Annotated in this window: 10 protein-coding genes; 8 read left to right on the top strand and 2 right to left on the bottom strand. The window is 35.9% G+C overall.

The window, feature by feature from the left end:
- The first annotated feature begins 11 nt into the window (after positions 1-11).
- Both F6U93_RS10835 and F6U93_RS10840 read left to right on the top strand, forming a co-directional pair.
- The gene (locus F6U93_RS10835; RefSeq protein WP_225312670.1) at positions 12-2,960 is read left to right on the top strand and encodes a PEP/pyruvate-binding domain-containing protein; all 2,949 of its coding nucleotides are present in this window, start codon (positions 12-14) and stop codon (positions 2,958-2,960) included.
- A gap of 3 nt (positions 2,961-2,963) precedes the next feature.
- The gene (locus tag F6U93_RS10840; RefSeq protein WP_150939682.1) at positions 2,964-4,211 is read left to right on the top strand and encodes a serine hydrolase; all 1,248 of its coding nucleotides are present in this window, start codon (positions 2,964-2,966) and stop codon (positions 4,209-4,211) included.
- A gap of 4 nt (positions 4,212-4,215) precedes the next feature.
- Here the strand turns inward: F6U93_RS10840 and F6U93_RS10845 are convergent, their stop codons facing one another.
- Positions 4,216-6,957 carry an MFS transporter gene (locus tag F6U93_RS10845; RefSeq protein WP_191963504.1) on the bottom strand — a complete coding sequence of 914 codons (2,742 nt, stop codon included), beginning with the start codon at positions 6,955-6,957 and terminating at the stop codon, positions 4,216-4,218.
- Positions 6,958-7,033: 76 nt separating this feature from the next.
- Positions 7,034-7,933, bottom strand: coding sequence for a serine hydrolase (locus F6U93_RS10850; RefSeq protein ID WP_150939686.1), 900 nt, complete (start codon positions 7,931-7,933; stop codon positions 7,034-7,036).
- 226 nt (positions 7,934-8,159) lie between these two features.
- Between F6U93_RS10850 and F6U93_RS10855 the strand changes: the two genes are divergently transcribed.
- The 6 genes from F6U93_RS10855 to F6U93_RS10880 all read left to right on the top strand — a co-directional run bounded on the left by F6U93_RS10855 (position 8,160) and on the right by F6U93_RS10880 (position 14,418).
- Complete coding sequence (locus F6U93_RS10855) at positions 8,160-8,972, top strand: purine-nucleoside phosphorylase (protein ID WP_150939688.1); 813 nt, start codon at positions 8,160-8,162, stop codon at positions 8,970-8,972.
- 195 nt (positions 8,973-9,167) lie between these two features.
- Positions 9,168-10,136, top strand: coding sequence for an arsenosugar biosynthesis arsenite methyltransferase ArsM (arsM, locus tag F6U93_RS10860; protein WP_150939689.1), 969 nt, complete (start codon positions 9,168-9,170; stop codon positions 10,134-10,136).
- A gap of 228 nt (positions 10,137-10,364) precedes the next feature.
- A complete protein-coding gene (locus tag F6U93_RS10865) occupies positions 10,365-11,261 on the top strand; it encodes a sterol desaturase family protein (RefSeq protein ID WP_150939691.1) in 897 nt (298 codons plus the stop codon).
- Positions 11,262-11,266: 5 nt separating this feature from the next.
- Complete coding sequence (locus tag F6U93_RS10870) at positions 11,267-12,040, top strand: DUF547 domain-containing protein (protein WP_150939693.1); 774 nt, start codon at positions 11,267-11,269, stop codon at positions 12,038-12,040.
- Complete coding sequence (locus F6U93_RS10875) at positions 12,033-12,737, top strand: TIGR04283 family arsenosugar biosynthesis glycosyltransferase (RefSeq protein ID WP_150939695.1); 705 nt, start codon at positions 12,033-12,035, stop codon at positions 12,735-12,737. The genes F6U93_RS10870 and F6U93_RS10875 overlap by 8 nt, the downstream gene beginning before the upstream one ends.
- Positions 12,738-12,903: 166 nt before the next feature.
- A complete protein-coding gene (locus F6U93_RS10880; RefSeq protein WP_150939696.1) occupies positions 12,904-14,418 on the top strand; it encodes a carboxypeptidase-like regulatory domain-containing protein in 1,515 nt (504 codons plus the stop codon).
- Positions 14,419-14,420 lie beyond the last annotated feature (2 nt).

Consider the following 14,420-nt stretch of genomic DNA (forward strand, 5'->3'; position numbering starts at 1 on the left):
ACCAATTTGTCTTGCAAACTACAATCTCCTTAAGAGGTGTAAAACCTCTATCCCTTAGAAAAACAACCACCAAAATCTTAGCACTGGCTTGCCTGATATCAGCAAGTGCTGTGACAGCTCAGGAACTGCCTGTTGAACAAATAAAATCACAGATAAAGGCCTACAAAAAAGACGTGCGAGGCCCATACCATAGAATAAAATGGTTTTGTGATGATGGTACGATACGTGAAGCCAAGGATCCTTGTCCTAATGAAATTGGAGGTATCCAACACGCGAGTCTAAAATCTGATGTTGAAAAACTAGGAAAAAAGCACCATATATTTTTCGGAAACCTATTAGTTCAAAATGAAAACGAAGCGTTTTGGGATGAAAAAAATAACCACAGCCGATTAAAACAATACCAACTTGTCAAGTTTTTACAAAGTAATGATGACGGCTGGATTTATAGACGTGGCCAATTTTATCGTGGTGCTATGCAATCTGAAGACGAACAAGCTTGGGGCCTAGATTTCTACAAATGGTTGCTTAAAAATAACAAGCACACGCAAGGGCAATTCTTTTTACTAAAGCAATCTTTAAATGATATTCCGCATTCGGGCGACAGCAATTTAGCACAAAAAATGCGTAGTGAATCTAAAGTCTTAGGTAATGAAATTAGCTCTTTTATGAACCTGAGAATTAAAATTCACGGCAACCCAGAAAAAAGCGATATCGCTTCGGTAGAATCTTATGTTTCTAAGCACAATTCTGGATTAAGCTCGGGGCAAAAGAAAGCATTCAATAGCCTACTTTCAACTATGAAGGAATACTACAAACCTTTAGACATTAAAGACATTCAAGGCTTGAGTAATCAACTATTTAATCCGCATAAAACAAAAATAAATGAGTTACTAACTGGTTATAATGACGGTTTATCTTCAAAAGAAAAAATTGAAGTCTTAGGCCCAGTTTTAATGTATATTAGACAACATTTTGAGGCTTTAAATTCTGAAAATGACAAGTTAGCCGCCTTAGATATTTCTAACAAAATTGAAAAATCTGTTTTTCAAAATTCTCAAGAATGGGCCCCTAGCGACCTATATGACATGCTTCAAAAAATTGATTATTTAAGTTATGTCGCAGCCGCTACAGGCTTGATTGAACTTTGGGAATACGACAGAATTAAATCGACTCTCGGACTTTATAAACACAAAAAACAACTTACTATTGCCGAACTAAACAAGGTTTTATCTACGGCACGAAGCGTTGTAGAATGGAGTGCGGGTATGGTAAAAGCCAATTATAGTGATATTGTTGAAACTTACTCACAATTTGAACCATTAGCTTACGGTTTTATTGATGATAAAATTCGTTCATCGATCGCTTTAGACTTAGGAAACAGTGTTGGGATACTAGGGAAATATATTTCTGGAAAATCATCGATTAAAAATGAAGTCATCGGCGTTTCTAAACCAGCAACCATAAGAGGATTAAACCCTGGTTATGCTTTTGGCGAATTAGTAGTTATTGAAGGTTCTATTGAAAACATCAACTTTTCAAAAGATAAAATTTACGTATTTAACAGACCGCCTTCAGGATTAAAGCCTGTAGCTGGAATCATGACGGTTTCCGAAGGAAATTTAGTATCGCACGTGCAATTATTAGCCCGTAATTTAGGGGTTCCAAATGCAGCACTTTCTCAAGAAAACCTAGACGATTTAGCCAAGTACAATGGCAAAAAGGTATTCTATGCAGTTTCTACAAAAGGGAATGTAATTTTAAAAACTGAAGGCCAAATGTCTTCAGAAGAAAAAGTACTTTTCAGTAAAGTTGAACGTAGCACGAATAAAATCACAGTTCCTGTTGACCGTATTCAACTGGACCAAACTGATATCTTAAACATGCGTGAAGTTGACGCTTCAGATTCAGGGAAGCTTTGCGGACCAAAAGCAGCAAACTTATCGCAATTAAAATCGATGTTTCCTGACCATGTTGTTGAAGGTTTTGTGATTCCTTTTGGTATTTTCAGAAAACACCTTGACAACCAAATGAGTGGTCAAAACATGACCTACTGGGAGTTTTTAACCCAAACTTATGCCCAGTGCGAGGCCATGAAAAAGGCTAATAAAACAGAAAACGAAATTGAAGCTTATCAATTTAAACGCTTAAGCACTTTAAGAACCGCCATTATTAACATGGACCTGAATCCTGACTTTATTGCGCAATTGCGTAAAAATTTCAAAGATGCGTTTAACAAACCTATTGGTCAAGTTCCTGTATTTTTACGAAGTGACACCAATATGGAGGATCTCAAAGAATTTACTGGAGCAGGATTAAACCTAACGTTGTTTAATGTTCTAGCGGAACAAAAAATCATTGAAGGCATCAAAAAAGTATGGGCTTCACCTTATATGGAGCGTAGTTTAAAATGGAGACAAAAATATTTATTAAACCCTGAATATGTATTCCCTTCTATTTTGGTCATTCCTGGGGTAAACGTAGACTATTCTGGAGTTGTAGTAACAACTGGAATTAACGCTGGTGGTAAAGACGATTTAACCATTGCTTTTAGTCGTGGTGTTGGCGGTGCTGTTGATGGTCAATCGGCTGAAACACGAATGGTTTCAAAACACAACAACTTATTATTATCGCCTTCAAGAGAGCCTAGTTTTTTAACACTACCAAAAACGGGAGGCACCAATCGTGAATACACCACGTTTGAGGATCCTATTTTATCAGAAAAAAACATGCAGTCCATTCGTGATATGGTAGAGCAAGTCCGTAAAAAGATGCCAAAGCAAACAGGTTCAGACTACAAAGGCCCTTACGATATGGAAATGGGCTTTGAAAACGACAAATTATGGTTGTTTCAAATTCGTCCGTTTGTTGAGAACAAAAAGGCTTCCAGTTCAGAATACTTAAAATCGATTACGCCAAAAATCAACTACAATCAAAACATCGATCTAAACTCAAAAATCTAAATTATGCAAAAATTATTATTTTTAGGCATTGGAATTTCGCTTGGTTTACTAAGCTTGATTTACCCTATAGATGGTTATGAAAAAACCAAAATAGCCCGATTACTTTATGTTGAAAAGGCTGTAAATAGCGAAAAAGGTTATTCACGAATTCCGGAAGGAGCCCTATTAAAAACTGAAGACATCAAGTTAAACTTAAAATCTTGTGATGGTGAACCAGCAGATTCCATTCTAGTAGAAGACGATGAATTCACTAGAGCCATTAAAAATGTTATGCCTCATGGAAACTACTCACTTACTGCCCTAGATATGACTGACCCTAGCGCTATAAAATATGCTGCTTACAATGAAAACCGCGGTTATCAACCTGGTAGTGTAGGGAAATTGGTAGTTTTAAACGCTTTCTTTTCAGAGCTAAAAAAAATCTATCCTAATTCTTGGGATAAAAGAACAGATTTAATGCGTGACAAACGTGTCACTTCAGGTATTTTTGGAACAGGAGACCACCACACCATTCCCGTTTACAATATAGAAACCGAAAAACAAGTGAAGCGTAAGGTGGTTGCTAGTGATGTGTTTTCATTATACGAATGGTTAGACCACATGGTTTCAGTGAGTAATAACGGTGCTGCCACTGTAGTTTACAGAGAGGTGATGCTAATGAACCATTACGGAAAAGATTACCCTGAGCTTACTGATGAGGAGGCCTTAAATTATTTTAAAGAAACTCGCAAAGACACCCTTACTAACCGTGCCAATCGCGTTATCAACCAACCGTTAAGAGACCTAGGCATCACTAAAGACGAGTGGCGTTTAGGTGGTATGTTTACTCATGCTTCAGCGAAATATGTTGGTAGGAAAGGGGGTAGTTCGGCAACACCAAAAGGTTTAATGAAATTTTTAGTGGCTCTAGAGCAAGGAAATATTCATGACAAAGAAACTAGCCTTGAAATGAAACGTCTTATCTACTTAACAGACAGACGTATTCGTTACGCACAATCGCCAAGATTAAAGAAGGCTGCCGTATACTTTAAATCGGGAAGTTACTACAAATGTGACCGCACAAAAAACCCAAACTGTGGTGATTACCAAGGCAACGTGTTTAATTACATGAACTCTGTAATTATTGTAGAACACCCTAACGGAAAAAAATATATGGTCTGTTTAATGACCAATGTTTTAAACAAAAATTCCGCTTGGGCTCACTTAGACTTAGCTAATAAAATAGACCGTATTATTAATCCAGACGCTTAGTCTATTATTTTAAAATTTCCAGCGCCTTATCACTAATTAACGCCTCTGAATGACGTGTTAATTGTTTTAAGGCGTTTTTATATGCTGAAATATCATCTAATTGAGCAACCACGTTTAATGTTGCCAATTTCACCTCAACGGTTCCATCTTTCAATAGCTTTATCAAACAAGTATTTGCATCTGATAAAACCTCTCGCACCTCATCTAAAGCACTAAATTCTTCAAGCTCTTGCACAAAATGATGCTCAATGATTGGCATGAGTTCAGATTTCAAGCGCACGTTTAAAATATTATCTAAAAACTCAATGGAATTAACTTTAACACTTTCAGATTCGTCTTTTAGACCGAAATAAGCAATTTCCATATCATCTTCATTCAAGATTAAAGCAAGTAATTCAAAAATCACATTCATACTACAATCTAACTCCTTACGTAACAAAGCAACAAGACTTTCTTTGCTTATTTGCAATTCTGTATCATCCATTTTAGATTGTAAATGAGCTTCAATTATGGTATTAGCTATAACCAAATGTTCTAAATAAAAATCACATTCTTTAAGGGTGAATTCATTCACCCGATCTTTATTGACATTAATTCGTCCTTGCTTAAAGTGTAAATCGACCATCGTTTTCGCGGTTTCCAATCGGAGAAAAGGATCACTAGAAAGTCCTAAACGAATTAACACTTTTAATGATTCTTCTGTTCTCAAGGAAGCCACCGCAATTGGAAAAAACTTTCTCACCTTGACATCAAAAGGGGCAACTATATCACGATCTAAAATGTATTTAGGCACTTGATTCCCAAAATTACGTAAGGCTTCAATAACACTATATCTAACCTCATCAACTTGCAATAAGTTTAAAAGGGGGCCAATAAATTCAGTATTATGAGAAAAACCAGCCGCTTTTACGGCACGCCTCAAGATGTAGTCGTTCTCATTTTTTAAATACCCGGCTATAAAGTCATAAAATTTAGGATTTCTAGCGTAACCCAGAGTGAGTAAAAATTCGGCGATTTCCTCTTGAGAATGTGATATATTAGGATCCTGTATTTGAAGAATTCGCTCCTCCAAACGTTCAAGCAACCCGTACTTTTTAACAAGTGTACTATTATCAATTGCCAATTCTGCGAGACATAAAAGGGCAGCATCAGCAATATAAGGCATACTGTGATTTAGATATTTTCCGAAAATTTTATTCTCATCAACATGAGTATGCAAAAGCAGATATTCCATGGCCTCATAAACCACCTCTGGATCATCATTAGTTTCAATCAGGCTCGCAATTTTTTCCGTGGCAGCTTCATGCTTAAAAAAATAAATTTCTTTAATCGCTGCAGCCTTTACTTCGTTTGATGGATGGTCTAGCAATTTGATGATATGTGGCTTATGTACATCTACAATGGTATCACCTAGACTATCTAATAGCGCTATAATTTCTTGATCGGCACCTTTATTAAGAGTTTTTATTACTGAATCATGCAACGCTTTTTTAGAGGTTCTTACATCATCAATATCATGATTTCCTATAGCGTTAAGAATGTTTCTTTTAAAAGTATCAAAATACGCCCCTTTTAGCTGGTAAATTAAAATAATCCACACAAATAAGAAGAACAAAATGATGACAGTAATGTAATGTGAATGTAAATCTAAGCCTTTCACCACAAAAATCAATAAAAAACCAGCCACACCCGTAGCAATACTATCGACTACCACATCAATAAATGACTTGGCTTGTTTTTTATCTTCGTAAGAAATAGGCATGATAGACAATTCAACTGCCGCCTTATTGATGGACTGCTTAAAACTTCCATCCATTCCTTTTAAAATAATAAGCACCCACAATTCTGGATAAATTAAAAACAATAAACAGCCCGCTGCAATACCTAAAGGTAATAGCAATAAATTAGAGGTCACCCCTAGCCAAGCTAACAGCCTGTTAGTTAAAAAAAGTTGAATCACTAAAGACAACACATTAAATGTAGAAAACCAAAAACCGAAAAAGGAAGCCAATTCATCAGGATCTGAAATCTTAAGCTGTGCAAAATCGCTAAACTGATAATCTACCAATTTCGCCATAATTACAGACACCCCAATCGATAAAGCCAAATAGGTTAAATGCTTTGAACTGGTAATTAATTTTAAAGCCGAAGTATGCTTATGGACCTTAGGTTTATGGGATTTCCCGGTATCAATATCTGTAGTTTTATGCAACCTATGACTCCACACCCACATCACAATAGGAATACAAAACAAGAGCAACACAGAAGCTAATAGTATCACATAAATACTACCAAAACTTTGAGATAAAATAGTAGTCAAATACCCACCTACAATACCACCAAAAATAGCCCCAGCACCAATCAACCCAAACAAGCGTTTAGCTTCACGGGCGTTGTAAATCATATTGGCAATAATCCAAAATTGCGAAGTCACCAATACCCCAAAAATAGAGACGCTCAAATAATAGCCATAAAGAATCAAGTCACTAGTAATACCCGCATAGAGCAAATAAGCCAAAAAGAAAAAACAGGCACTAAAAAACAATAACGAGGCAATGGCTATTCTTTTAATATTAAAAAACTGAAGTGATTTGTCATAGAAATAAGAAGTAATTACGGCCGTAAAAGCAACAAGCAAATAGGCTTTTGGAAGTTCTTCGGCCCCTAAATCTGATAAAAACAAGGCGTTTATTGTGGGCTTTACCAGAAGTAAAACAGTAATTACAATAAAAATGTACAATTGCATAAACATTGAGATTTTAAACTCGCCGTCTCTGATATGAAAAGTTTTCTGAAAAAAGTTTTTTAACATCGTCAGAATTTTATTTACTGCAATTTAAGTTTTCAGAAGCTTTTAAAACTTTTTCAACCGGTTCAACTAATTTTCTAACAATTTGTTCGCCGTGACTATCTTCTATTAAAGCCACAAGAATATATTTACGTTCTGGCCCCCAAACTAAAACCGAATCGGAATGGTAATTTTTCCAAGAGCCTGACTTGCGGTACAATTTCGCATTTGGAGCAATATCCCTCAAAGTGTACACAAATTTATGTCCGAGTTCCGGATCTTTCAAAATATCTAACATCTCTACCGAACGTTCAAAATTAATCAACTTTCCAAAAACCAAATGGTAGTAAAAATTAGCGGCTTGATATGGCGTTGCTGCGTGACTCAATCCTTTTAAAGGGTCTGGATAGCGCTTACCAGCGGCTGCATAGCGTTTACCTACCCACAAACCACCACCTGTTCCTGGGTCATATAACATTGAACCGGCATTTCGCAAAACTTCTTCTATTTTTTCATAACCTACCAAATCTATCATACGCGTAGAAGCCGCGTTATTTGATTTAGCAATCATGAGTTTTAAGTCTTTGCGCACATCAGGCGTATCTTTAACTGACCCTTTATCTATAGCATCCATCACAGCATACAGTACCGCTATTTTAGGTAAACTCGCCGCGTACACCATATTATTTCCATTAACACCAGCATACTTAATATCATGGTTACTTAAATCGACAACCGCGATAGACATTTTCTTAGAAGCAATTAATGATTTCCACTTCGCATTTCGTGATAGCTCAGCTTTTAAATTCTTTTCAAGAGCCTTACATTTGTTTGATTTTAGCTCGGTAAATTTGGCTATTTTAATGGGCAATACTTGTTGTGCGCCAACTACTGAAACCCCTATAAAAAACAAGAAAGAGAAAATATATTTCATTTTTAAAAACATCAAATCGAAGTGGTATTAAATTAGGCGCTAGCAACGTCTTCTCTATTGTATTGAAAATAGCCAGCTCAAACAAAGATAAAACAAAATTACCTTGAAGCGATTAGCTTACGGATAAATGCAAAATTTATAATAGAATTCATAAAAAAAAAGATTAAAAAACTTAATTTCAAGACTTAAAACCTCCTGTCTCTTAAAGTTTACAAAATAGATAGTTATGATAAATCAAATAGAAAAAACAACAGCCTTTTTAATAGAAAAAGGCTTCGACAAGCCTGAAATCGGGATTATCCTTGGCACAGGATTAGGCCAGCTGATTAATGAAATAGACATCCTTAAAGAAATAAGCTACAACCACATTCCTTACTTCCCAACCGCCACCGTAGAGTTCCATAAGGGAAAGCTTATTTTCGGAATACTTGAAGGCAAGAAAGTCATCGTAATGCAGGGCCGTTTCCATTTATATGAAGGCTACACGCTACAAGATGTAACCTACCCGGTTCGTATTATGGAGAAATTAGGCATTCATACTTTATTGGTATCTAATGCTGCTGGTGCGGTAAACTTAGGGTTTAAAAAAGGAGAAATCATGCTTATTGATGACCATATCAACTTACAAGGCAGTTCTCCCCTAGCCTTTAACGGTGTTGAAAAAATGGGCGAGCGTTTTGTTGATATGAGTGCGCCTTATGATGCAGAAATCAATGCGAAATTTAAAAGTATCGCCAAAGCCAACAATATTAATTTACACCAAGGGGTATACGCCAGTGTTGTAGGGCCACAGTTAGAAACCCGCGCCGAATACCGCATGCTCAAAATCATTGGTGCCGATGCCGTGGGGATGAGTACCGTTCCTGAGGTTATTGTAGCCAACCATTTAAAATTAAAAGTGGTTGCGGTGTCAGTTTTAACCGATGAATGCGACCCAGACCATTTAGAACCTGTAAACATAGAAGACATTATTGATATGGCTCATAAAGCAGAACCAGTAATGATTACCTTGTTTAAGGAACTTATAAAAAACTTATAGAATACAACATCATAACATCTTCATTGCGTCATTCTCATTAATTGTGAAAGCAATGAATTATAATTAAGCCCCTAAAATATAGGATTCAACGCAAATCTCTAGATTCAAGGTCAACGTATTCTATATGTTTTTTACAGAAATTTTAAATAATCAACTTAAAACCAATAGATTAACACTTTCGTGAGAATGAAAATTATGAGCTATCTAGAAACCACACACGACGTATACAAAGAAGCCGCACTAACACCTGATGTTGGCTTATGCTGCACGACCAACCCCATTTGGGAATTACCGGGATTAAAAATTCCGAAAATCATGCAAGAAATGAATTATGGCTGTGGCACCACAGTTCATGCCCGCGACTTAACCAACAACCCAAAAATGCTATACGTTGGTGTTGGTGGCGGTATGGAACTCTTACAATTCTCGTATTTTAATCGTCAGAAAAACGGCGTAATAGGCATTGATGTCGTTGATGAAATGCTTGAAGCTTCAAGAAAAAATTTCATTGAAGCCGAAGCGCAAAACCCTTGGTTTAAAAGTGAATTCGTTGACCTTAAAAAAGGAGATGCGATGCACCTACCGGTTGAAGACAACAGCATTGATGTGGCCGCACAAAATTGCCTGTTTAATATTTTTAAGGCCAATGATTTAAAGAAAGCCATTGCTGAAATGTACCGTGTTTTAAAACCTCATGGTAAACTCGTCATGAGCGACCCAACCTGCGAACAACCAATGAATGAAGCCTTACGCAACGACGAACGCCTACGTGCCTTATGTCTTAGCGGAAGCTTACCTATTGCCGAATACGTTAAAGCACTTACTGATGCTGGTTTTGGTACCATTGAAATTCGTGCCAGAAAACCATATAGAATTTTAGATCCTAAAAACTACCCTACGGAAGAACTCATCTACATCGAATCGATTGAAGTTGCAGCCATTAAAGACCCTATGCCAGAAGATGGCCCGTGTGTCTTTACTGGAAAAGCAGCTATTTATTATGGTGAAGACGATTATTTTGATGATAAAAAAGGCCATGTTTTATTGAAAAACCAGCCCTTAGCGATCTGTGATAAAACTGCTGGAGCTTTAGCTGATTTAGGTCGTAACGATATTTATATTAGTAAATCGACTTACCATTACGATGGCGGCGGTTGTTGCTAATTCCTGCGAAAGCAGGAATCTTATGAATTAGAATTTAATATTCAGTTCTAAATTTGATTTTGTCATTCAGAAGGAGGTACGACTGAAGAATCTTTGCATGATTCGTGAGGTTCCTCGGAACTTTAAAAGTTAAGTCATAAGAGGACAAAACAGATGATTATTAATTTATCTTTAGTTTGGGATTCTGAACTTTAAAACCTGAGATTCCTGCTTTCGCGGGAATAAAAAATGGAAAAATATTTAAACCTCATAAAAAAAGCCTATTCGGGTTACTGGAATTACCTCAAACATGAGGTACAATTCCCTAGTGATTGGGACAATTATTTTTATGGTTTAATCATTATTTCTCTACTTGTTTGGGGACTAGAAATCCTTTTCCCTTGGCGGAAAAACCAATCGATTTTTAGAAAAGATTTTTGGCTAGACACGTTTTATATGTTCTTTAATTTCTTTCTACTGAACCTCATCATATTAATTGCGCTTTCAAATACCGCAGCCCAAATACTCAACGATATTTTAAAGCTTTTTGGGCTAACTCTTTCTAATTTTCAGCTTTTTGATGTGAACCAACTACCAGCTTGGTTAGGATTATTGGTTTTCTTCTTGGTTTCAGATTTTGTACAATGGAACACCCACCGCCTTTTGCACCGCGTGCCGTGGCTGTGGAATTTCCATAAAGTCCACCACTCGGTTAAAGAAATGGGCTTTGCCGCTCATTTGCGTTACCACTGGATGGAACCCATTGTTTACAAATCCTTACTTTATATTCCGCTAGCCATTATTGGCAACTACAGTTCTAAAGACGTGGCTTTTGTTTATTTTTTTAGTATTGTTATTGGACATTTAAACCATGCCAATTTAGGTTGGGATTATGGCGTGTTAAAATACATTTTTAACAACCCAAAAATGCACATCTGGCATCATGCCAAAGCCTTACCAAAACATCTTAAATATGGCATGAATTACGGACTCACATTCAGCTTTTGGGATTATATTTTTAAAACTAACTACATGCCGCATAACGGCAAAGACATTGAACTGGGTTTTGAAGGCGATGAAAACTTCCCTAAAGATTTTTTCAAACAGGAAATGTATCCAGCTGGCACTAAACCTTCTAAAAACTAAGCCTTATGAAAAGCGTTTCGTTCTTAATTATTGGTTTTTTGCTAATTGGAAACTTCCAGATTCACGCTAATAATGTCAGATTACAACCGTTCACAATCGTTAAGGCTGAAGATTCTATTTCAGCAGAACCACAAGACGTGTTTAACCACCAATTGTGGGATGATTTACTTCAAAAACACGTCTCTGAGCACGGAAACGTAAATTATAAAGGTTTTTTAGCCGATAAAAAATATCTCGACCAGTACATTTCAAGTTTAGCTACAAACACACCAAAAACCTCTTGGTCTAAAGTAGAAAAACTAGCGTATTGGATAAATACATACAACGCTTTAACCGTAGATTTAATCCTTAGAAACTACCCTATTAAAAGTATAAAAGACATTAAACATCCTTGGAAACAAAACCTTTGGATTCTAGGTGACTCTACTTATAACCTTCATGATATTGAGCATAAAATCTTAAGGAAAATGAACGAACCGCGTATCCATTTTGCTATTGTTTGCGCCGCAGTTTCATGTCCGAAATTACAAAACAAAGCCTACACCGCTTCAAATTTAGAGCTTCAGTTTAATCAAGCTGCTAGAACTTTTATAAATGATTCCGCAAAAAACAGCATCTCAAAAGAGCAGTTAGAACTATCAAAAATCTTTCAGTGGTTTACTAAAGATTTCAAACATGATGGCTCTTTAATTGATTACCTCAACCAGTTTTCTAACGTACCCATTTCCGCGAAAGCGAAAACCCATTTTAAAGATTATATTTGGGAGCTCAATGAGTAGTCAAATTTCCATAATTATCCCGGTTTTAAACGAAGCCCCTTTTATTAGAAAGCTTCTAGAGCATCTTTTGGAAAACGCTTCCGCGGAAAATATTGCTGAAATTTTAGTTGTTGATGGTGGAAGCACCGACGAAACACCACAAATTGCTCAAGCTTTTTCTGAAGGTCATATCACTTATTTACAATCGGAAAAAGGACGTGCCAAGCAAATGAATTTTGGTGCTAAACAGGCCAAAGGAGACATCCTCTATTTTCTTCACGCCGATTCGTTTCCGCCGAAAGATTTTGATACATTCATTTTAACTGAAGTACAAAAAGGCCATAAGGCTGGTTGTTTCAGGATGCAGTTTGATAGCCAGCATTGGTGGTTAAAATTAGCCGGATGGCTCACGCAATTTTCATGGCGCGCCTGCCGTGGTGGCGACCAAAGTCAGTTTATCACCAAGGCGTTATTTCACGATATTGGAGGTTTTGATGAACGCTATATCATTTATGAAGATAACATGTTAATTAACGCACTCTACGCCCGAAAGCAATTTGTTGTGATTAATAAAAAACTGAGAACATCAGCGCGCTGTTATGAAGCACACGGGGTTTGGAAAATACAGTACATTTACTGGAGCGTTTACGTAAAAAAATGGTTTGGTGCCTCGGCTGAAGAACTTTATCAGTTTTACTTAGACCGTGTAGCAAGGTAATCATCCATAGCATCTCTTTTTAGCCAAGGTAAACCTCTAATTAATCGTGAACTAGGTTTTGTAAATGTTAAAAATACTACAAAACATCCTTAACAAAACACTAATTGTTACAAATGTGTTTGTTAATCGTTATACTTTTAGAGAGTCAAACATCCAACATAACCACATGAAAAAAATTTTACTCGTTTTTCTTTTTAGTTCTTTATACTCACAAGCCCAAGAATCCATTCAAGCTAAATTATTAGATTCTATTTCAAAAGAACCCATTCCTTATGCTACGATATCTATAAACGAAAATTCGGGTGTCATCAGTAATGAAAACGGTGATTTCTCAATATATCTAAGCGAAAAGGCATCAAAAACCGATTCGCTAAAAATTAGATCATTAGGCTATGAAACCAAACAAATTTTAATTGAAACCTTTCAAGATTCTATAGTCTTGCTAAGCCAAACCTCTATTGAACTTGATGAAGTTTTAGTTTCCAATAAAAACTATTCTACTGAAGAAATCATTGATAAAATAAAGGAGAATTTAGAAAAAAACTACAACCGTTCTCCCATTAAAAGCCGCCTTTTTTATAGATCATCTAACTTTAATCGTGTCACAAAAAGTGATGTTGACATCAAAAAAACGAGTATTCCAGAACTTAATCAACAGCTTGTTGATAGCGTAGTCACGGCCATGCCAAAAAATGCTGATGATCACACTGAAATACTAGCTGATGTATATGGTAAATCTGGCCTAGAAGATTCGCAAAAGTTAGACATCATCAAAGCTTCGCATTTATATGATAAAAGCAACGAAGTTACATTTGAGTTTTACGAAGAAAAGTTTAACAACATTATTAAAAAACATGTCAAACGAGATTCTTATTTTAAAATAAAATCAGGCTTTTTCGGAACAAAACAAGATATAGATTCGACATTTTTCAATGACCTTGATAACGATAAATCTGATCAAACACAGGCCATGATTGAAGCCAAAAAGAAGAAAGAAAAAGAACGGAAAGCTGATTTCTTGAAGTATCGAAAATCGGATATAGCTGATATTCAAAGTAACAGTTTTGTTTTTGAAGACAGCGACTTTAATTTTCTCGAAAAATCAAACCGCTACGAATTCAAACTCGAAGATTATAGTTTTTTAAATGATGAATTTGTTTATAAAATTAGTTTCACACCTAAACGTAGTGAAGATTTTCAAGGCGTTATTTATGTAAGCACAAACGGCTTTGCTATAGTAAGATTAGATTATGAAAACGTAAACCCCTTAAAAAAATTCAGCATGTTTGGGGTTTCATACAAGCATTACCATAAAAAAGGAACTATTATTTATGATAAAAACGATAATAATACTTACGATTTAAGATATGCCGATGTAGAAAATGGTACCACATTCGAAATTGAACGTCCTTTAAAAATCATAGAAAAAAACAAAAACACTAGAGGTCGAAGAAAGCAAAATGAATTATCATCTGACATTCATTTTAAAGTAGGAAACACAGAAATAAACAAATTAATCATTTTTGAGAATGAAGCGATCACAGACGCTGAATTTGATGACTTCATCGAAAAACCTGATGTAAAACCAGCTTATCTCCCTGAATACGATCCTGAATTCTGGAAAGGTTACAATGTTATAGAACCCAACCAGGCCATTAAAGATTTTAAAAGTCTCGAATAAGA

The sequence above is a fragment of the Pseudotamlana haliotis genome (assembly GCF_008806375.1).
GTDB classification, from domain to species: domain Bacteria; phylum Bacteroidota; class Bacteroidia; order Flavobacteriales; family Flavobacteriaceae; genus Pseudotamlana; species Pseudotamlana haliotis.

Coding starts and splice junctions, on each gene's coding strand:
- F6U93_RS10840 (WP_150939682.1), top strand. CDS start 2,964: ATGCAAAAATTATTATTTTTAGGCATTGGAATTTCGCTTGGTTTACTA.
- F6U93_RS10845 (WP_191963504.1), bottom strand. CDS start 6,957: ATGCAATTGTACATTTTTATTGTAATTACTGTTTTACTTCTGGTAAAG.
- F6U93_RS10850 (WP_150939686.1), bottom strand. CDS start 7,933: ATGAAATATATTTTCTCTTTCTTGTTTTTTATAGGGGTTTCAGTAGTT.
- F6U93_RS10855 (WP_150939688.1), top strand. CDS start 8,160: ATGATAAATCAAATAGAAAAAACAACAGCCTTTTTAATAGAAAAAGGC.
- arsM (WP_150939689.1), top strand. CDS start 9,168: ATGAGCTATCTAGAAACCACACACGACGTATACAAAGAAGCCGCACTA.
- F6U93_RS10865 (WP_150939691.1), top strand. CDS start 10,365: ATGGAAAAATATTTAAACCTCATAAAAAAAGCCTATTCGGGTTACTGG.
- F6U93_RS10870 (WP_150939693.1), top strand. CDS start 11,267: ATGAAAAGCGTTTCGTTCTTAATTATTGGTTTTTTGCTAATTGGAAAC.
- F6U93_RS10875 (WP_150939695.1), top strand. CDS start 12,033: ATGAGTAGTCAAATTTCCATAATTATCCCGGTTTTAAACGAAGCCCCT.
- F6U93_RS10880 (WP_150939696.1), top strand. CDS start 12,904: ATGAAAAAAATTTTACTCGTTTTTCTTTTTAGTTCTTTATACTCACAA.